Here is a 20,110-nt window from a genome sequence, read left to right on the forward strand (position 1 = left end):
TATCGAACAAAGTCTGGCAAACTAATTAATGCTGATGTCAATGGCGCATTAAACATCTTAAAGAAAAGTAAAGCTGTAGACCTGAGTGTCTTATGCTCTAGCGGCGAAGTGGACACGCCTCAAAGAATAAGGATTGCTTGAAGCAGTCAAACTTCTTTGGAAGCCCCCACTTCAAATTTTCGCTAGAAAATTAAGTGGGGGTAGTTCACTGCCTAGCAGCGACCTACTCTTGCAGGGGCGCTGGCCCCAACTACCATCGGCGCTGGAGGGCTTAACTTCCGTGTTCGGGATGGGAACGGGTGTTTCCCCTCCGCCATAGCCACTAGGCAATGATGATCATCTTGGACAGTAATTATTATATCCATCCTGTTGGATTTGTCAACAGGATGTTCACTCCCTCAAAACTAGATAACCGTTGGAAGAAGCCGCTCGGGGTCAAATAACCTTCGCCTTCGGGATTGTAAATCCCTCCAGGCGAAGAACATTTGCCCATCGCGATCGCCACGATGGCGATATTTCGCCGTTGCCCGCAGGACGCGGGCTGCCTTTAGGCGAAATTACGAGCCTCCGCTTTTCCGGTTATCTAGTTTTCAAGGAACGAAGTAGCTCCTTTGAATTCGCTTCTTCGCTGGTTTGCGTCGAGGAATTCGGCTTCTCCGAATCCACTTGTAGACGCAGACGCAAACGAGACTGCTTCTTGAATTTGCTTCTCTGCAGTCTTGTGCCGAGGAATCCATCTTCCTTGAACCTGCTGGAAGACGAAGGCGCAAAGCAGCTCCTTTGAATTCGCTTCTTCGCTGGTTTGCGTCGAGGAATTCGGCTTCTCCGAATCCGCTTGTAGACGCAAAGCGACTTCTTTGAAACCTCTTACCTTGATATGGTGGAGCCTATCGGGATCGAACCGATGACCTCCTGCTTGCAAAGCAGGCGCTCTCCCAGCTGAGCTAAGGCCCCATCCAATGGGCCTAAGTGGACTTGAACCACCGACCTCACGCTTATCAGGCGTGCGCTCTGACCAGCTGAGCTATAGGCCCATATACACATTGCAAGGAACAATAAGTTCCCTCAAAACGAAACAAGGCTGCTGCCTTGAGTCAGCTTCTTTGCGGCCTTGCGCCGAGGAATCCAGCTCCGCTGAATCACTCGCAGACGCAGGCGCAGGCGCAAAACAACCGAGAGAATAACCAATTCCCTCAAAACCAAACAAAACAGCAAGCGTCATTATAATCAAACTGATAGGTTTTGTCAAGAAATTCTGTCTAGCTCCGGCTCGCCGCCGCTCGGGGTCAAATAACCTTCGCCTTCGGGATGTAAACATCCCTCTAGGCGAAGAACATTTGCCCATCGCGGCGAAACGCTCGCCTCCGCTTTTCGTCCTTAGAAAGGAGGTGATCCAGCCGCACCTTCCGGTACGGCTACCTTGTTACGACTTCACCCCAATCACTTGCCCCACCTTCGGCGGCTGGCTCCCGTAAGGGTTACCTCACCGACTTCGGGTGTTGCAAGCTCTCGTGGTGTGACGGGCGGTGTGTACAAGGCCCGGGAACGTATTCACCGCGGCATGCTGATCCGCGATTACTAGCGATTCCGGCTTCATGCAGGCGAGTTGCAGCCTGCAATCCGAACTGAGAGCGGCTTTTTGGGATTCGCTCCCCCTCGCGGGTTCGCAGCCCTTTGTACCGCCCATTGTAGCACGTGTGTAGCCCAGGTCATAAGGGGCATGATGATTTGACGTCATCCCCACCTTCCTCCGACTTGTCGCCGGCAGTCCCTCTAGAGTGCCCACCTTCGTGCTGGCAACTAGAGGCGAGGGTTGCGCTCGTTGCGGGACTTAACCCAACATCTCACGACACGAGCTGACGACAACCATGCACCACCTGTCACCCTGTCCCCCCGAAGGGGGAACGCCCAATCTCTTGGGTTGTCAGGGGATGTCAAGACCTGGTAAGGTTCTTCGCGTTGCTTCGAATTAAACCACATGCTCCACCGCTTGTGCGGGCCCCCGTCAATTCCTTTGAGTTTCAGCCTTGCGGCCGTACTCCCCAGGCGGAGTGCTTATCGCGTTAGCTGCAGCACTAAAGGGTGTGACCCCTCTAACACTTAGCACTCATCGTTTACGGCGTGGACTACCAGGGTATCTAATCCTGTTTGCTCCCCACGCTTTCGCGCCTCAGCGTCAGTTGCAGGCCAGAGAGCCGCCTTCGCCACTGGTGTTCCTCCACATCTCTACGCATTTCACCGCTACACGTGGAATTCCGCTCTCCTCTCCTGCACTCAAGTCCCCCAGTTTCCAATGACCCTCCACGGTTGAGCCGTGGGCTTTCACATCAGACTTAAGAGACCGCCTGCGCGCGCTTTACGCCCAATAATTCCGGACAACGCTCGCCCCCTACGTATTACCGCGGCTGCTGGCACGTAGTTAGCCGGGGCTTCCTCGTGAGGTACCGTCACCGCGCCGCCCTCTTCGAACGGCGCTCCTTCGTCCCTCACAACAGAGCTTTACGACCCGAAGGCCTTCTTCGCTCACGCGGCGTCGCTCCGTCAGGCTTTCGCCCATTGCGGAAGATTCCCTACTGCTGCCTCCCGTAGGAGTCTGGGCCGTGTCTCAGTCCCAGTGTGGCCGGTCACCCTCTCAGGCCGGCTACGCATCGTCGCCTTGGTGAGCCGTTACCTCACCAACTAGCTAATGCGCCGCGGGCCCATCCGCAAGTGACAGCCAAAGGCCGCCTTTCAACCAAAGACCATGCGGTCTTCGGTGTTATCCGGTATTAGCTCCGGTTTCCCGGAGTTATCCCGGTCTTGCGGGCAGGTTGCCCACGTGTTACTCACCCGTCCGCCGCTGACCAAACCAGAGCAAGCTCCGATTTGGTCCGCTCGACTTGCATGTATTAGGCACGCCGCCAGCGTTCGTCCTGAGCCAGGATCAAACTCTCCAAAGAAAGTTGATTGGCTTTTCGGATTGTCCAGCTTCGGCCAAAGCGGCCTCCGCTTTTCTTATGACGCTTGCGTTTTGTTTAGTTTTCAAGGAACTTGTTTATCTTGCACACTTTTATCATTATACATATCATTTAATTTGCTGTCAACATATCTTTCATAAACAGCGGCATTAATTAATATAATGCATTGTCATATAAAAGTCAATAACTTTTAAACAAAAAAATAAAAGGCATCTTGAATAATGATGCCTACAAAATATATCGGTCAATCACGATTAACGCTGCCGCTCCAGGGAGGCCAAGAAATCCGCAAACGATTGAGGTGACGAGGTTAATCGGAATATGGATGTTAAAATGCCCGCCGATGGCGTTGATGACAAACAGCGCGAGCGCCCCAACGATCAGGCGGATAGCAGCGTAGCCGATCAGGCGAAGCGCTTTGAGACGGGCGCCGACGATAAGCAAAACGGCGATAAGCGCTAGCAACACGGTAATGACGACTTTCGGCTCCAACGTTTGAACCCCCTTTTTGCACGCTTGTACTACCAACGTATGAGAAACAGGGGAAAAAAGAACAAAAAAATAAGGAAGTTAACGCACTTCCTTAAGTGTGATGCGGCGGTGCTTCGCTTCGCGGAGGAGGAAAAAATATTTGGCCTCAGCGAGTTGCAATGCGCTCAACACCTCCGGAGACGGATCGACGCTTTTTTCGATGAGTTGTTTCTGCTCAAGCCATTCAGTTCTAGCCTTTTGTAGTTCAGCCATTAACTTCTCATCAAATTGTCTCTTTAGTTTCCCCTTTCGCCGCCATAACAAACCGATCCCCACCTTCTTTCTCTCTATAGCTCACGGCGCCCTTCCAACGCCTTTGATAACGTCACTTCGTCCGCATACTCCAAGTCGCCGCCGACCGGCAAGCCATGGGCGATGCGGGTGACTTTGATTCCTGTCGGCTTCAACAGGCGGGAGATGTACATCGCCGTTGCCTCTCCCTCGATGTTCGGGTCGGTCGCTAAAATCACCTCTTGGACCGTCTCATCCTGCAATCGCGTGAGCAGCTCGGCGATTTTAATATCTTCCGGTCCGATGCCTTCCATCGGCGAGATGGCCCCGTGCAACACGTGGTATAGGCCATTGTATTCTTTCATCCTCTCCATGGCGATGACATCTTTCGGATCCTGAACAACGCAAATCGTCGTCCGGTCGCGCCGCTCGTCTTTGCAGATGTAGCAAGGGTCTGTATCTGTAATATGTCCGCAAATCGTGCAATAATGAATATGCCGCTTGACATCAACGAGCGCTTTGGCAAACTCAAGCACGGTGTCTTCTTTCATCGCCAGCACATGAAATGCAAGGCGGGCAGCCGTTTTCGGGCCGATGCCGGGCAGTTTCATAAAACTGTCAATCAACTTCGATAGCGGTTCTGGATAATGCATACGCCCCCCTAGAACAACCCTGGAATGTTAAGTCCTTTCGTAAACTGCCCCATCATTTCATTAGCCAACTCATCCGCTTTTTTCAACGCATCGTTTGTCGCTGCCAAAATCAAATCTTGCAGCATTTCAATATCGTCTGGGTCGACGACTTCCTCTTTAATTTTTACTTCCAAAATTTGTTTATGACCGTTAGCGACAACGGTCACCATGCCTCCGCCCGCCGTGCCTTCCACCGTTTTTTCCGCCAACTCTTCCTGCGCTTTTTGCATTTCTTTTTGCATTTTTTGCATTTGTTTTAACATTTTTTGCATATTGCCCATTCCGCCACGCATCATCTTGGCATCCTCCTTTAAACGGTTTATTCTTTAATTTCGATCAGCTCTTCGCCAAACAGCCGCTTCGCTTCGGCGATTAACGGATCTTCTTCGCTTTTTTCCACCATGGCGTCCTTATTGCGGATGAACTCTTCTCTTATTTTTCCCCATTCTCCCTCCGGAATGGCTACCATTTCAAAGCGGCGGTTTGTCAGCTCAAACAAAATCGCTTCGACGTTTTCTTTGACCGAACTTGTGGGATCGGTCGCCATTTTGCAGTGGATTTCGTATTTGAATTTTAATACAAACGCTGAGGCGCTCGCTGCAACCGGCTCGCTCTCTTGCAGCAAGGCAGCGTGCGACACTTTATGCTGCCGTTTCAACGTGTCGAGCACATCTGCCCAGCATCCTTTCACCAAAGCTAAATCTTCATGCGTCGCCTGTTTCAACAGCTCGTAAATGCGGCCAACCGGGGCTTTATATCCCCCCGTTTTCATCGGTTTGGACAGTTTTTTCACCGGCGCGGCGGTCGACGGAGGGACAGGCGGTTGTTCCTTCAGGCGCCGCAATTCCGCCTCCAGCGTTTCAATCCGCTTTATCAACGGTTCCAACTCGGAAGCCGACAGCGACGGGGCGGTGGCTGATGGATGGCAAAGTTTCACAAGCGCCACTTCCAACAGAAGGCGCGGGTGGTTTGTCCACTTCATCTCTTGCTGGCTTTTGTTCAGCAACTCGATGGCCTCGTATAAATTGGAAACCGGAATCATTTCCGACAGTGAAGTGAACGCTTCGTCAACGACAGCAATTTGAATCGCTCCCTCCACATAGGGAGCGGTTTTGTACAGCAATAAATCGCGATAGTACAAAATCAAGTCTTCAACCAAACGATGCGGATCTTTCCCTTGCGCCATCATCGTTTCCAACTGCTGAAGAACCGCCGCTGTATCTTTGCGGTGGATGGCTTCGATGAAGCTCGATAAGGCGGCAAATGATGCAGCCCCGGTCATCGCCAGCACGTCGTCGAGCCGAAGTTTCCCGTCGCTGAACGAAATGGCTTGATCAAGCAAGCTGAGCGCATCGCGCATCCCCCCGTCTGCAGCACGGGCGATGGCGGACAATGCCTCATCGGACGCCTCGACACCTTGGGCGCTTGCGACATACTTTAGCCGTGAAACGATCGCCGGAAGCGGGATGCGGCGAAAATCGAACCGTTGGCAGCGGGAAATGATCGTCGTCGGAATTTTGTGCGGCTCGGTCGTGGCCAAAATGAAAATGACGTGTTTCGGCGGCTCCTCCAACGTTTTCAACAGCGCGTTAAACGCACCGATCGACAGCATATGCACCTCGTCGATGATATACACTTTGTAGCGGGCCGACGTCGGCGCAAATTTCACCTTCTCACGGATATCACGAATTTCATCGACGCGGTTGTTGGAAGCAGCGTCAATTTCCAGCACATCGGGAACCGTTCCATTCGTAATGCCGAGGCAAGCTGGACACTCATTGCATGGCTCCGCCGCTGGCGCCTGTTCACAGTTGACCGCCTTGGCGAAAATTTTCGCTGCGCTCGTTTTTCCTGTACCGCGCGGGCCGGAAAATAAGTAAGCGTGCGATATTTTATGTTGAAGCAGGGCGCTTTGCAACGTCTTGGTCACGTGTTCTTGGCCGACCATGTCCGCAAAGCGCTGCGGCCGAAACACGCGATATAACGCTTGGTATGCCACGGAAAACGGCCCTCCTCTTTCTCTCGTCCTATCTATTATATAACTTCCTATTGCAATTTGAAATAACAAAAAACCCACTCGCCATGAGTGGGTTTTGTTCCCTATCGCTATGTAAGGCCGTGCACCTTCTGTCGATTAGCTGCCCCGAGCGTTGCTCAAGCAGTTAGCTCAGCCCAGGCGTCCCCGCGGCACATGGGAGCATCCGCTTACTGCTGCTTCCTTCCGGACCTGACAGGGTTCACGGAATCCCATTGCGCGGGACCCAGACGTCAACACCACTTGCTTGAGACAGGCCTCGCAACAGACTAACCTCGAGAAGGAATTCAGCCTCGCTAGAGCGGATTGCGAGTACAGGGCACCGCTACCTCCCCGCTTAGCACGGCACTATCAGTATAGCTCGTTAGCGGAAAAAATGCAATGTCAATCGACGGAATTTTCGTTGGCACTCCCGCCAACATTTCTCTTTTGTTCGCGCAATCGTCGAAAAAATTGGCTCAACAGCGAACCGCACTCGTCAGCAAGCACCCCGCTTACCACCTTAACCTGATGGTTAAATCGGCTTTCCTGCAATAAGTTCATCAATGTCCCAGCGCACCCTCCCTTTGGGTCAAACGCGCCAAATACAACCCGTTCGATGCGGGAAAGAACAATGGCGCCTGCGCACATGGCACACGGCTCAAGCGTTACGTACAACGTCGCCCGCTCAAGCCGCCATGAACCGGTTGCCCGGCATGCTTCATCGATTGCCAAAATTTCTGCATGAGCGATGGCGCGTTGTTCGGTTTCCCGCAAATTATGAGCGCGGGCGATGACGCGGCCGTCTTGAACGATGACAGCGCCGATCGGCACTTCGCCGATCTGCTCCGCTTTTTTTGCTTCTTCCATTGCCAATCGCATGTAGTACTCGTCGGTGTTCATCGTATACCCCTTCACACAAACGGTCATTTCTCCTTTCTTTTCATCATAGAATATGGAGAATAAAGACGCAACTAGGAGGTCAAGTATGCAAATCCACGTAGTGCAGAGTGGACAAACGTTAAGTGGAATTGCTGAGGCATACGGGACCACGGCGGAAGACATTGTCCGGGCCAACAAGCTTCCAAACCCTGATAAACTCGTTGTCGGTCAGGCGCTCGTGATCCCGATCGTCGGTCGTTTTTACTGGGTGCAGCGCGGCGACACGTTATGGTCGATTGCACGCCGATTTTCGATTCCGATGCAGCGGCTTGCCGAAGTGAATCGCCTCTCCTTAAACGCTCCGCTTAAGGTCGGGCAGCGGCTTTATATACCGCCCGGCGCCAAGCGAAGAGCGGAGTTTAACGCCTATATTGAACCGCGCGGCGCGACTGTCAGCCCAGCGCTGGAGGCGAGCGCTCGCGAAGCCGCTCCGTATTTGACTTATTTGAGTCCTTTTTATTTTGCGATCCGACGCGACGCGACATTGCAAGAGCCGCCGCTTGACGACTTTCCGGATATTGCCCGCGCCAACCGCGTCACGCTCGTTATGGTTGTCGCCAACATTGAAAACGGGCAGTTCAGCGACGAGCTCGGCGCGCTTATGTTAACAAACGAAACGCTGCAAAATCGTCTGCTCGACAACATTGTCGCGACCGCTAGACGGTATGGCTTCCGCGACATCCATTTTGATTTTGAATATTTGCGCCCGGAAGACCGTGAGGCGTATAATGCGTTTTTGCGCAAAGCGAAACGGCGGTTTGCACGAGAAGGGTGGATGATGTCGACCGCCTTGGCGCCGAAAACGAGCGCGACCCAGCGCGGACGTTGGTACGAAGCACACGACTACCGCGCCCATGGACAAATTGTCGACTTTGTCGTGATCATGACGTATGAATGGGGCTACAGCGGCGGGCCGCCGATGCCGGTGTCCCCGATCGGTCCGGTCCGCCGCGTTCTCGAGTACGCCATCTCTGAAATGCCAGCCGGAAAAATTTTGATGGGGCAAAACTTGTATGGCTACGACTGGACGCTGCCATATGTACCCGGCGGCCCGTACGCCCAGGCCATCAGCCCGCAGCAAGCCATCGCCCTCGCCGCAAAGTATAACGTTGCCATCGAATACGATACGGAGGCGCAGGCACCGCATTTTCGCTATCGCGACGAAAACGGACGCGAGCATGAAGTATGGTTTGAGGACGCCCGCTCCATTCAAGCAAAATTTAATCTCGTGAAGGAACTTGGTTTGCGCGGGGTCAGCTATTGGAAACTTGGCATTGATTTTCCACAAAACTGGCTGCTGATCGCTGATCAATTTACTGTTGTAAAAAAATAAAGGCATAAAAAACCCGCCGGTCAACGGCGGGTTTTTTTATGATGGGAAACGGCTTTCGGCGGTCAGCCGTTTCAGATGACAATCTCCTCTTATGCGCGTCAGTCCTCTTCATCATCGTCTTGGCCAAGAACAAGACTTCTTGTTCCTCATTGCCAACGTCATTCACTATAACACGGCAGTCGGGAAAAGTCAACCAACGATTTGCCTCAAGCACCTTTTTTTCAGCGAATGACGTCCCGATTCCCCATGTAAGGACGAAGCGCTTCCGGAACGATGACCGAGCCGTCTTCTTGCTGGTAGTTTTCCAAAATGGCGGCGACCGTCCGCCCAATGGCTAGCCCCGAACCGTTTAATGTATGCACGTACTCCGGTTTCGCTTTTGGATCCCGACGGAAGCGGATGTTGGCACGGCGCGCTTGAAACGCCTCAAAGTTGCTGCACGACGAAATTTCCCGGTACGTTCCGTAACTTGGCAGCCAAACTTCAATATCGTACGTTTTCGCCGCCGAGAATCCAAGGTCTCCGGTGCACAAGGCGACAACGCGGTACGGAAGCCCGAGCCGTTGCAAAATCGTCTCTGCCTGGCGCGTCAGCTTTTCCAATTCATCGTACGAGTCCTCCGGCTTTACGAACTTTACCAGCTCGACTTTATTGAACTGATGCTGACGGATCAGCCCTCTCGTGTCGCGGCCGGCCGACCCGGCTTCCGCGCGGAAGCAGGCGCTGTAGGCCGCATAGTAAATCGGCAAATCATCTGCGGCCAAAATTTCGTCGCGGTGCAGGTTCGTCACCGGCACCTCAGCGGTCGGAATGAGGAAATAATCTTCGCTGTCCAAATGGAACGCATCCTCGGCAAATTTCGGCAACTGTCCGGTTCCGATCATGCTCGCCCGGTTCACTAAATATGGCGGCAACACTTCTTCGTAACCGAATTCATCGAGATGGATGTCAAGCATAAAGTTGATGAGCGCCCGCTCAAGCCGCGCTCCTAACCCTTTATAAAAGACAAATCGGCTTCCCGCCACTTTGGCGGCTCGCTCAAAGTCGAGCAAACCGAGCCGATCGGCGATTTCCCAATGCGGCTTCGGCTCAAAGGAAAACGAACGCGGCTCTCCCCATCTCCGCACTTCCACATTGTCCTCTTCTGATTGGCCGATCGTCACTGATTCGTGCGGCACGTTTGGAATCGACAACAACAAGTCGTCGAGTTCCGCCTCAAGCTGGCGAATTTGTTCATCCATCCGTTTAATGCGGTCACCGACTTCGCGCATTTGGGCAATCAGCGGCTCGGCGTCCTTTTTCTCGCGCTTTAGGACAGCGATTTGCTGCGACACATCGTTGCGCTTGCTTTTCAGCTCTTCGACTTCCGCGATCAAGCGGCGGCGGTCTTTGTCCAATTGTTCAAAGCGGTCGATGTTCGTCAAATCCCCGCCGCGCTGCATTAGTTTTTCTTTCACTTCTTCAAACTGGGTGCGCAATATTTTCATATCCAGCATGGCTTTTACCTCCTTTTCCATTCAATATTATACATAAAAAAGCCCCCGTCCCAAAAAAGGGACGGGAGCCATCCCGCGGTGCCACCCTTATTGAAGGCTTGCTATGCCTTCCCCTTTTGCCGTTAACGGCGGCGGCCGAAAACGCCTACTGGCCCTTTGGGCGTTCAACGTTTTGCTCGAGGATGGATTCACAGGAGCTCCCTGCCGGTTCGCACCGCCCACCGGCTCTCTGATAAGGAAGGCATCCCGCTACTCGTTCCTCTCATCGCTTTCGCTTGATCACTTTACTTGAGGCTTGACGCCATTTTCGCTTCTTTGACCATGTTGAGGAAGTATTGCATCAATCGATGATCGTCGGTCAGCTCTGGGTGGAACGAGCAGCCAAGAAACTGTCCTTGTCGAGCGGCGACAATGCGGTCATTGTATGTCGCCAAGACATCGACCCCGTCCCCGGCCTCCACGATATGCGGAGCGCGGATGAAGACGCCGACAAAGCCATCGCCGACGCCTTTAATCGACAGCTCCGCCTCAAAGCTTTCCCGCTGCCGACCGAACGAGTTCCGCTCCACCGTAATGTCCATCAAACCTAAGTGCGGCTCGTCGTAACCGACGATTCGTTTCGCCAGTAAAATCAGCCCGGCGCACGTGCCGAACATCGGCTTGCCGGCAGCGGCAAATTGCTTGAGCGGCTCCATCAGCCCATAGCGGTCGATGAGCCGCCGCATCGTTGTGCTTTCGCCGCCCGGCAGCACAAGACCGTCCAACTCTTCAAGCTGCTCCGGCTTTTTCACGATGACCGCCTCGGCGCCGCACGCCTCAATGGCGCGAACATGCTCCCGCACAGCTCCTTGCAGTCCAAGTACACCTATTTTCATCGTTGCTTTGCTCCTTTATTTAGCTTACCAGCCGCGTTCTTGCATCCGGTGCTCCGGCAACAATGTCGCGATATCGATGCCGCGCATCGCGCCGCCCAATCCTTTCGACAAGTGTGCGATCAATTCATAGTCTTCGTAATGAGTCGTCGCCTCTACGATCGCGCGCGCGTATTTTTCCGGATTTTCCGATTTGAAAATGCCAGACCCAACAAAGACACCGTCCGCACCCAAGTGCATCATCAAGGCAGCGTCAGCCGGTGTCGCGACACCGCCGGCGGCAAAGTTGACGACCGGCAGGCGGCCAAGCCGCTTGATCTCGCGCAGCACCTCAACCGGAGCCCCGAGCTGTTTCGCCTCAGCGACAAGCTCATCTTCGCTCATGTTGACGACTTTGCGAATTTGCGCGTTCACTTTGCGCATATGGCGCACGGCCTCAACGATGTTGCCTGTCCCCGGCTCTCCTTTCGTCCGCAACATCGATGCCCCTTCTGCAATGCGGCGCGCCGCTTCCCCTAAATCGCGGCAACCGCACACAAATGGAACGGTAAACTGCCGTTTGTCAATATGGAACTCCTCATCAGCCGGCGTTAATACTTCGCTTTCGTCAATGTAGTCGACACCAAGCGCCTCTAAGACACGCGCCTCAACATAGTGACCGATCCGCACTTTCGCCATGACTGGGATCGAAACGGCGTTCATCACTTCTTCGATCACCGTCGGGTCGGCCATGCGCGCGACACCGCCAGCGGCGCGAATGTCCGCCGGGACGCGCTCGAGCGCCATAACCGCGACAGCCCCTGCCGCTTCAGCGATTTTCGCCTGTTCTGCGTTCACGACGTCCATGATGACGCCGCCTTTTTGCATTTCCGCCATGCCGCGTTTGACGCGGTCCGTACCTGTCAATGCCAACGTTGATTCCCCCTATTCCTAATCCTTATGCTTTGCGAGGCATGCAAAAGGACGATTCCACTGTTTTATTTTACCTCAATTTTTACAAAAATCACAATGGAAAAAAGCTCCCCATCAAGGGGAGTCGATTTTACAGCCAGCCTTTCACTGTTTTGGCGACGCTTGTCCATAAATCAACAAACAGTCCGCCGACCGCGCGCATCGAAAGAACAAACCAATTGGCTTTTTCGACTTCAGCTGTTGTGACAAGCGGCACACGGATGTTTTTTTGCATGTCTGGGCTTAAGAAGGCAAGGGAGTCGTCCCCTTTATATTCGAGCGTCATATATCCCACCGTTTCCCCTTTTTTCAAAGGGGCGACTAGCTTTCCTTCTTTTGTCATTTTTTTCTTGTCCAACACATATACAGGTTTGTATTGTTTTTCCTCGCCGCTTTTCACAAGCAGATCCAGATTCTTTCCTGTCGCGACACGAACCTCTTTTTCTTTCCCTTTCACGACCGGAAGTGTTTCTTTTCCTTTCAGCTGGTACCCTTTTGGATAAAGCGTCTCGAGGGAGTATTGGTTAAATCCGTAGTTAAATAGTTTTTCTGTCTCTTTAAAGCGCGCCTCTTTTGTTGTTTTCCCACTCGCATCTTTCGCATTCATGACAACCGAAATCAAGCGGACGCCGTTTCGTTTCGCCGTCCCGGTGAAACAGTTGCCGGCAAATTCCGTATAGCCGGTTTTCAACCCGTCTACACCTTCGTATCCGTACACAAGCCCAGGCAGCATCCAATTCCAGTTGTCCATTTTGATTTCATCTTTTGTTCCTTCCCGGAATACTTTATGAGGAATGCTCGCTGTTTTCAGCACTTCGGGATGATCTTTCAGCAACCGGTAGGCAAGCATCGCCATCGCACGTGCGGACATGACGTTTTCCTCATTTGTGCTTGTCCCTTCTGGATGGAATCCTTTTAAATCCTTATTGCTCAACCCTGTGGCATTGACAAACTTATAATCTTTCAGCCCAAGCTCTTTCGCTTTGTCGTTCATCATTTTCACAAAATTTTTCTCCGATCCAGCGATGATCTCAGCAATCGCGACCGTTGCCCCGTTCGCCGAATAAATGGCCATTGCCTCGTACAGCTCACGCACCGTATACTTGCCATCTTTTCGCAACGGGACATTGGACAGCGCCCGGTCTTGCGACAGCCGGTACACGTAATCGCTTGGCGTGTACATTTGATCCCATTTGACGCGCTTCGCCTTAATGGCGTCAAGAAGCAAATACTCGGTCATCATTTTCGTCATGCTGGCAATCCCAAGCACCGTATCGATATTTTTTTCATACAAAATTCTTCCCGTTTGTGCATCCACTAAAATCGCAGCATCCGCCCGGATGTCAAGCGGGGCGCTTTCCGCCTTCACCGTCTGTTGAAACGGACCAAACGTTAAACAAAGGCAAATCGACAGCAACCAAAACAACCAGTTTTGTTTTCTCCTCCTCACAATGACACCCTCCTCACACAACCGTTATTGTAACATACCGTCGGCCAAAAAAATAGACGGAGGACATGTCTCCGTCAAAGTTGAGCCGATCGGCGCAACTCCGATCAAAAAGCAGAGTAGTTCGGCGCTTCTTTCGTAATTTGCACGTCATGCGGATGGCTTTCACGAAGCCCCGCGCTCGTCATGCGGATAAACTGCGTTTTTTCGCGCAACTCTTCCAAATTGCGGGTTCCACAATAGCCCATGCCGGCGCGCAACCCACCGACAAGCTGATAAATCGTGTCGGCAAGCGGCCCTTTGTATGGAACGCGTCCCTCGATGCCTTCCGGGACAAACTTTTTCGCATCTTCTTGAAAATAGCGGTCTTTGCTGCCGCGCTCCATGGCTGCGACCGATCCCATGCCCCGGTACACCTTAAAGCGGCGGCCTTGGTAAATTTCCGTCTCACCCGGGCTTTCGGAAACACCAGCAAGCAAGCTGCCGAGCATAACCGCATGCGCCCCAGCCGCGATCGCCTTCACAATGTCGCCGGAATATTTGATCCCGCCGTCAGCGATGATCGGGACGCCATGTTTGCGCGCCTCAGTCGCACAGTCGTAGATCGCCGTAATTTGCGGCACACCAACCCCGGCGACAACCCGGGTCGTGCAGATGGACCCCGGACCGATTCCGACTTTAATAATGTTCGCCCCAGCCTCAATCAAGTCGCGCGTCCCTTCAGCTGTCGCGACATTGCCGGCGATGATGTTCAAGTCCGGGTATTGGCGTCGGATGTTGGCCACCGTCTCTAGGACGCCTTTCGAATGGCCGTGCGCCGTGTCAACGACAATGACATCAACCCCTGCCTCAACAAGCTTTTTGACGCGAATCATCGTGTCCGCCGTCACCCCGACGGCCGCCCCGACAATCAGCCTCCCTTTCGCATCTTTCGCCGAATTCGGGAACTCAATGACTTTTTCAATATCCTTGATCGTAATTAATCCCTTCAGCACACCGTTTTCATCAACAAGAGGCAGTTTTTCGACCTTGTGTCGCTGCAAAATTTTCTCTGCTTCCTCCAACGTTGTCCCCACCGGAGCAGTGATCAAGTTTTCCTTCGTCATTACCTCGGAAATTTTAATCGAATAGTCTTGAATGAAACGCAAGTCACGGTTCGTAATAATGCCGACCAATTTTTGCTCCTCGGGGTTGTTGACGATCGGCACCCCCGAGATCCGATATTTACTCATTAAGTGTTCTGCATCATACACTTGATGATCCGGCGTTAGGAAAAACGGGTCCGTAATGACGCCTCGTTCCGACCGTTTCACCTTGTCGACCTGCTCGGCCTGCTGTTCGATCGACATATTTTTGTGAATGATGCCAAGGCCTCCCTGACGCGCCATCGCAATTGCCATCTCCGCTTCGGTGACCGTATCCATCCCAGCGCTGAGAATCGGGATGTTCAACTGCAGCGTATCGCTCAACTTCGTGGTTACATCAACATCGCGCGGCAATACGTCCGACTTCGCTGGGATGAGAAGAACGTCATCAAACGTCAATCCTTCCTTGGCGAATTTCGCTTCCCACATGTTTTCTCCCCCTTGTCCGGAAATATTATTAGTAGCTTAACAACTGGTTAAACTACTGTCAAGGAATCAAGAAAATGTCCAACTTTTCAGTTATTTCAAGACAATTCTATGTAAGGGGGGTAAAAATGTTCGGAAATCACGGTCAACTGTTTCGCCTTTCTGTTTTCCGCTCGGCCGATACTGCGCAGCAATTTTTGCGGCAATGCTATCAACAGCTGCAGCGGGATGACGCCGTCCAACGCAGTTATGCAAACTGTTACCCATTTTTATATTATCTGGAACACGGGCAAAACTTTTACGCCGCTGCCCAGCAGGCGCCGCTGTCCATCAAGCCGGTTCTCTTGTTTTACGGCATGGTGCAGCTCTTAAAAGCATGCCTGCTCACTGTCGACCCCGACTACCCGGAATCAACATCGGTCTTGGCCCATGGTGTATCAGCAAGAAAACGAAAAAAACAGGGCTACGAATTTTTAGATGATGAAGTGAAAATACAAAAAAACGGTTTATTCGCACATTTTTCTGAAAAAATGTTTCATGTGAAACAAGAAGCTGGGGAAAAATTTCGCATGGGCACGCTGTTGCAACGAATTGGCGAGTTGCATGAAACGTTTTTTCTTCTAAGCGGGCGAAAAAAACCGTTATCCTTGCCTGTTGTACATACTGCTTCGCCGCCGATGCTCGCCATCCCAAAAGTGATTTTGGACCACTACCATATGTCGTTGTCCCGCTTTGTCCAATATCTCTGTGAAGAAGGACAAGGAAAGCGGCTTTCGTTCGCCAAAGAAGAAGGAGAATTTCTGTATTTTCATATAGAATCGCCGCTGTCGCCGGCCGGAGAAGGTCCGTTTTTATTCCATCTTGACGGTACACTCCGAATTCCAGTCAAGAAAGAGAAAACATTCTCGCTTCCAGAAATACACGCCCATTACTTGTTGCTGTATAACTTGAGCATGATTTCGCGCTATGAGACGGAATGGTGGAGCGAGCTTCTCCATTCTTACCCAAGCAAGGCATACACTTTTATTCTTGAGTTTCTCTCCGTGTCGGCGGAAAAAGTGCCGTTGCTGCTTCATGAATACTTAATGCGGAAATTTTTGGGTTGAATCAAATCAAAAATCCCCTGCTGTATATACAGCAGGGGATTTTCGCCTAGCAACGACCTACTCTTGCAGGGGCGCTGGCCCCAACTACCATCGGCGCTGGAGGGCTTAACTTCCGTGTTCGGGATGGGAACGGGTGTTTCCCCTCCGCCATAGCCACTAGGCAACAATGGACAAGTCTTGTTATAAGGAAAGTTGACCTGTTGTCAAGACTTTTTCATTCCCTCAAAACTAGATAACCGTGCTCAGGAAGAAGCCGCTCGCCTGCGCTTTTCGCATTGTCCAGCTCCGGCTCGCCGCCGCTCGGGGTCAAATAACCTTCGCCTTCGGGATCGGAAATCCCTGCAGGCGAAGAACATTTGCCCGTCGCGGCGAACCGCTCGCCTGCGCTTTTCTTTGTCCAGTTCCAGCGCCTAGCTCTCTTCTGCCAAATAACCTTCCCCCTCGGGGTGCAAGCACCCCTGCGGGTGAAGAACATTTGGCTTCGAGAGCTAATCGCGGCGCTTTCACTTTTCTAGGTTAAGCCCTCGATCGATTAGTATCCGTCAGCTCCACGTGTCGCCACGCTTCCACCTCGGACCTATCGACCTCGTCATCTTCGAGGGATCTTACCCGCTTTGCGCGGTGGGAAATCTCATCTTGAGGGGGGCTTCACGCTTAGATGCTTTCAGCGCTTATCCCGTCCGCACATAGCTACCCAGCGGTGCCCCTGGCGGGACAACTGGTACACCAGCGGTGCGTCCATCCCGGTCCTCTCGTACTAAGGACAGCTCCTCTCAAATTTCCTCCGCCCGCGACGGATAGGGACCGAACTGTCTCACGACGTTCTGAACCCAGCTCGCGTACCGCTTTAATGGGCGAACAGCCCAACCCTTGGGACCGACTACAGCCCCAGGATGCGATGAGCCGACATCGAGGTGCCAAACCTCCCCGTCGATGTGGACTCTTGGGGGAGATCAGCCTGTTATCCCCGGGGTAGCTTTTATCCGTTGAGCGATGGCCCTTCCATGCGGAACCACCGGATCACTAAGCCCGACTTTCGTCCCTGCTCGACCTGTCCGTCTCGCAGTCAAGCTCCCTTGTGCCTTTGCACTCTCCGAATGATTTCCAACCATTCTGAGGGAACCTTTGGGCGCCTCCGTTACCTTTTGGGAGGCGACCGCCCCAGTCAAACTGCCCACCTGACACTGTCTCCCACCCCGCTAAGGGGTGCGGGTTAGAATTTCAATACCGCCCGGGTGGTATCCCACCGACGCCTCCACCGAAGCTGGCGCTCCGGCTTCCCAGGCTCCCACCTATCCGGTACAAGCGATACCAAAATTCCATATCAGGCTGCAGTAAAGCTCCACGGGGTCTTTCCGTCCTGTCGCGGGTAACCTGCATCTTCACAGGTAGTATAATTTCACCGGGTCTCTCGTTGAGACAGCGCCCAAGTCGTTACACCTTTCGTGCGGGTCGGAACTTACCCGACAAGGAATTTCGCTACCTTAGGACCGTTATAGTTACGGCCGCCGTTTACTGGGGCTTCGGTTCGCACCTTCGCTTCCGCTCAGCGCTCCCCTTAACCTTCCAGCACCGGGCAGGTGTCAGCCCCTATACGTCGCCTTTCGGCTTCGCAGAGACCTGTGTTTTTGATAAACAGTCGCTTGGGCCTTTTCACTGCGGCTCTTCAGGGCTCTTCACCCCAAAGAGCACCCCTTCTCCCGAAGTTACGGGGTCATTTTGCCGAGTTCCTTAACGAGAGTTCTCCCGCGCGCCTTAGGATTCTCTCCTCGCCTACCTGTGTCGGTTTGCGGTACGGGCACCTCTTCCCTCGCTAGAGGCTTTTCTTGGCAGTGTGAAATCGGGGACTTCCGGATCAATCCGTCGCCGTCACCGCTTGGCCTTATGATCCGCGGACTTGCCTGCGGATCAGCCTTGCGGCTTGGACAGGCTCTTCCAGCCGCCTGCTCGCCCTATCCTCCTGCGTCCCCCCATCGCTCAAACGGGAAGAAGGTGGTACAGGAATCTCAACCTGTTGTCCATCACCTACGCCTTTCGGCCTCGGCTTAGGTCCCGACTAACCCTGAGCGGACGAACCTTCCTCAGGAACCCTTAGGCTTTCGGCGCAGAGGATTCTCACCTCTGTTTTCGCTACTCATACCGGCATTCTCACTTCTAAGCGCTCCACCAGTCCTTCCGGTCTGGCTTCTCTGCCCTTAGAACGCTCCCCTACCGATGACCAACGGTCATCCCGCAGCTTCGGCGGCACGTTTAGCCCCGGTACATTTTCGGCGCAGAGTCACTCGACCAGTGAGCTATTACGCACTCTTTAAATGGTGGCTGCTTCTAAGCCAACATCCTGGTTGTCTCGGCAACTCCACATCCTTTTCCACTGAACGTGCACTTTGGGGCCTTAGCTGGCGATCTGGGCTGTTTCCCTCTCGACCACGGATCTTATCACTCGCAGTCTGACTCCCGGGCATAAGTCGTTGGCATTCGGAGTTTGACTGGGTTCGGTAACCCGATGAGGGCCCCTAGCCCAATCAGTGCTCTACCTCCAACACTCTCCATCCCGAGGCTAGCCCTAAAGCTATTTCGGGGAGAACCAGCTATCTCCAAGTTCGATTGGCATTTCACCCCTACCCACACCTCATCCCCGCACTTTTCAACGTGCGTGGGTTCGGGCCTCCAGCCGGTGTTACCCGGCCTTCACCCTGGACATGGGTAGATCACCTGGTTTCGGGTCGACGACGACGTACTTTTCGCCCTATTCAGACTCGCTTTCGCTGCGGCTCCGCCTCTTCGGCTTAACCTCGCACGCCATCGTCACTCGCCGGTTCATTCTACAAAAGGCACGCCATCACCCATCAACGGGCTCTGACTACTTGTAGGCACACGGTTTCAGGTTCTCTTTCACTCCCCTCCCGGGGTGCTTTTCACCTTTCCCTCACGGTACTGGTGCACTATCGGTCACTAGGGAGTATTTAGCCTTGGGAGATGGTCCTCCCTGCTTCCGACGGGATTTCCCGTGTCCCGCCGTACTCAGGATCCGCTCGGGAGGGAACGAAGTTTCGACTACAGGGCTCTCACCTTCTCTGGCCGGCCGTTCCAGACCGGTTCGTCTACCCCGTCCCTTTCTCACTCCCATCGTGAGCGGTCCTACAACCCCAAGAGGACATGCCTCTTGGTTTGGGCTGTTCCCGTTTCGCTCGCCGCTACTTGGGGAATCGCGGTTGCTTTCTTCTCCTCCGGGTACTAAGATGTTTCAGTTCCCCGGGTGTGCCCTCCATGCCCTATGGATTCAGGCATGGATACTGCCCCATTACGGACAGTGGGTTCCCCCATTCGGACATCTCCGGATCAACGCTTGCTTACAGCTCCCCGAAGCGTTTCGGCGTTTGCCCCGTCCTTCATCGGCTCCTAGTGCCAAGGCATCCACCGTGCGCCCTTTCTAGCTTAACCTATCGCGCTCTCGGCTTCTTCCTTTGCTTTATCGGTTATCTAGTTTTCAAGGAACGAAGCTGCTGCCTTGAGTCTGCTTCTTTGCAGCTTTGCGCCGAGGAATCCATCTTCCTTGAACCTGCTGGAAGACGAAGGCGCAAAGTAGCTCCTTTGAATTCGCTTCTTCGCTGGTTTGTGTCGAGGAATTCGGCTTCTCCGAATCCGCTTGTAGACGCAAAGCGACTTCTTTGAAACCTCTTACCTTGATATGGTGGAGCCTATCGGGATCGAACCGATGACCTCCTGCTTGCAAAGCAGGCGCTCTCCCAGCTGAGCTAAGGCCCCATCCAATGGGCCTAAGTGGACTTGAACCACCGACCTCACGCTTATCAGGCGTGCGCTCTGACCAGCTGAGCTATAGGCCCATATACACATTGCAAGGAACAATAAGTTCCCTCAAAACTAAACAAAACAGCAAGCGTCATTATAATCAAACTGATAGGTTTTGTCAAGAAATTCTGTCTAGCTTCGGCTCGCCGCCGCTCGG

General features: G+C 53.2%; 13 protein-coding genes, 4 tRNA genes, 4 rRNA genes, 1 other RNA gene and 1 other annotated feature. Of the genes, 2 read left to right on the forward strand and 20 right to left on the reverse strand.

Annotation, left to right across the window (positions count from 1 at the left end; all coding sequences use genetic code 11):
- Positions 1 to 210 precede the first annotated feature (210 nt).
- From rrf (CD000_RS15505) to tadA, 11 genes are all read right to left on the reverse strand, one after another.
- Positions 211 to 327, reverse strand: a 5S ribosomal RNA gene (rrf, locus tag CD000_RS15505).
- Positions 328 to 878: 551 nt separating this feature from the next.
- Positions 879 to 954 (reverse strand) — tRNA-Ala (locus tag CD000_RS15515).
- Positions 955 to 960: 6 nt separating this feature from the next.
- A tRNA-Ile gene (locus CD000_RS15520) sits at positions 961 to 1,034 on the reverse strand.
- Positions 1,035 to 1,381: 347 nt separating this feature from the next.
- Positions 1,382 to 2,939 (reverse strand): 16S ribosomal RNA (locus CD000_RS15525).
- A 246-nt stretch (positions 2,940 to 3,185) separates the two neighbouring features.
- Positions 3,186 to 3,449, reverse strand: coding sequence for a pro-sigmaK processing inhibitor BofA family protein (locus CD000_RS15530; protein ID WP_011229537.1), 264 nt, complete (start codon positions 3,447 to 3,449; stop codon positions 3,186 to 3,188).
- A gap of 78 nt (positions 3,450 to 3,527) precedes the next feature.
- Positions 3,528 to 3,752 (reverse strand): YaaL family protein, encoded by a 225-nt coding sequence (locus tag CD000_RS15535; protein ID WP_012820427.1) that lies wholly within the window; start codon positions 3,750 to 3,752, stop codon positions 3,528 to 3,530.
- 23 nt (positions 3,753 to 3,775) lie between these two features.
- Positions 3,776 to 4,372, reverse strand: a complete 597-nt coding sequence (gene recR, locus CD000_RS15540; RefSeq protein WP_011229535.1) for a recombination mediator RecR — start codon at positions 4,370 to 4,372, stop codon at positions 3,776 to 3,778.
- An 8-nt stretch (positions 4,373 to 4,380) separates the two neighbouring features.
- A complete protein-coding gene (locus CD000_RS15545) occupies positions 4,381 to 4,704 on the reverse strand; it encodes a YbaB/EbfC family nucleoid-associated protein (protein ID WP_020279743.1) in 324 nt (107 codons plus the stop codon).
- Positions 4,705 to 4,730: 26 nt separating this feature from the next.
- Positions 4,731 to 6,410 (reverse strand): DNA polymerase III subunit gamma/tau, encoded by a 1,680-nt coding sequence (gene dnaX, locus CD000_RS15550; RefSeq protein WP_096225983.1) that lies wholly within the window; start codon positions 6,408 to 6,410, stop codon positions 4,731 to 4,733.
- Positions 6,411 to 6,527: 117 nt separating this feature from the next.
- An RNA gene (gene ffs, locus CD000_RS15555) (signal recognition particle sRNA large type) lies at positions 6,528 to 6,792 on the reverse strand.
- 38 nt (positions 6,793 to 6,830) lie between these two features.
- Complete coding sequence (tadA, locus tag CD000_RS15560; protein ID WP_011229532.1) at positions 6,831 to 7,328, reverse strand: tRNA adenosine(34) deaminase TadA; 498 nt, start codon at positions 7,326 to 7,328, stop codon at positions 6,831 to 6,833.
- A gap of 85 nt (positions 7,329 to 7,413) precedes the next feature.
- On the opposite strand from tadA, the gene CD000_RS15565 reads away from it, so the two are divergent.
- A complete protein-coding gene (locus tag CD000_RS15565; RefSeq protein ID WP_014194557.1) occupies positions 7,414 to 8,700 on the forward strand; it encodes a glycoside hydrolase family 18 protein in 1,287 nt (428 codons plus the stop codon).
- 221 nt (positions 8,701 to 8,921) lie between these two features.
- Here the strand turns inward: CD000_RS15565 and serS are convergent, their stop codons facing one another.
- The 5 genes from serS to guaB all read right to left on the reverse strand — a co-directional run bounded on the left by serS (position 8,922) and on the right by guaB (position 15,040).
- Positions 8,922 to 10,196, reverse strand: coding sequence for a serine--tRNA ligase (gene serS / locus CD000_RS15570; RefSeq protein ID WP_096225984.1), 1,275 nt, complete (start codon positions 10,194 to 10,196; stop codon positions 8,922 to 8,924).
- Positions 10,197 to 10,250: 54 nt separating this feature from the next.
- Positions 10,251 to 10,471 (reverse strand) — a binding site (T-box leader).
- 9 nt (positions 10,472 to 10,480) lie between these two features.
- On the reverse strand, positions 10,481 to 11,071 hold the full coding sequence (gene pdxT / locus CD000_RS15575) for a pyridoxal 5'-phosphate synthase glutaminase subunit PdxT (RefSeq protein WP_096225985.1): 591 nt from the start codon (positions 11,069 to 11,071) through the stop codon (positions 10,481 to 10,483).
- 24 nt (positions 11,072 to 11,095) lie between these two features.
- The gene (pdxS, locus tag CD000_RS15580) at positions 11,096 to 11,980 is read right to left on the reverse strand and encodes a pyridoxal 5'-phosphate synthase lyase subunit PdxS (RefSeq protein ID WP_011229527.1); all 885 of its coding nucleotides are present in this window, start codon (positions 11,978 to 11,980) and stop codon (positions 11,096 to 11,098) included.
- 130 nt (positions 11,981 to 12,110) lie between these two features.
- The gene (locus tag CD000_RS15585; protein WP_096225986.1) at positions 12,111 to 13,469 is read right to left on the reverse strand and encodes a serine hydrolase; all 1,359 of its coding nucleotides are present in this window, start codon (positions 13,467 to 13,469) and stop codon (positions 12,111 to 12,113) included.
- A gap of 104 nt (positions 13,470 to 13,573) precedes the next feature.
- On the reverse strand, positions 13,574 to 15,040 hold the full coding sequence (gene guaB / locus CD000_RS15590; RefSeq protein WP_011229525.1) for an IMP dehydrogenase: 1,467 nt from the start codon (positions 15,038 to 15,040) through the stop codon (positions 13,574 to 13,576).
- Positions 15,041 to 15,165: 125 nt separating this feature from the next.
- Between guaB and CD000_RS15595 the strand changes: the two genes are divergently transcribed.
- On the forward strand, positions 15,166 to 16,143 hold the full coding sequence (locus CD000_RS15595; protein WP_012820422.1) for a YaaC family protein: 978 nt from the start codon (positions 15,166 to 15,168) through the stop codon (positions 16,141 to 16,143).
- A 44-nt stretch (positions 16,144 to 16,187) separates the two neighbouring features.
- On the opposite strand, the gene rrf (CD000_RS15600) is transcribed toward CD000_RS15595, so the two are convergent.
- The 4 genes from rrf (CD000_RS15600) to CD000_RS15620 all read right to left on the reverse strand — a co-directional run bounded on the left by rrf (CD000_RS15600) (position 16,188) and on the right by CD000_RS15620 (position 19,988).
- Positions 16,188 to 16,304: ribosomal RNA gene (rrf, locus tag CD000_RS15600) — 5S ribosomal RNA — on the reverse strand.
- A 351-nt stretch (positions 16,305 to 16,655) separates the two neighbouring features.
- Positions 16,656 to 19,584 (reverse strand): 23S ribosomal RNA (locus CD000_RS15610).
- A gap of 248 nt (positions 19,585 to 19,832) precedes the next feature.
- A tRNA-Ala gene (locus tag CD000_RS15615) sits at positions 19,833 to 19,908 on the reverse strand.
- A gap of 6 nt (positions 19,909 to 19,914) precedes the next feature.
- Positions 19,915 to 19,988 (reverse strand) — tRNA-Ile (locus CD000_RS15620).
- Positions 19,989 to 20,110: the final 122 nt, after the last annotated feature.

The organism is Geobacillus sp. FJAT-46040, assembly GCF_002335725.1.
In the GTDB taxonomy this organism is placed as follows: domain Bacteria; phylum Bacillota; class Bacilli; order Bacillales; family Anoxybacillaceae; genus Geobacillus; species Geobacillus thermoleovorans.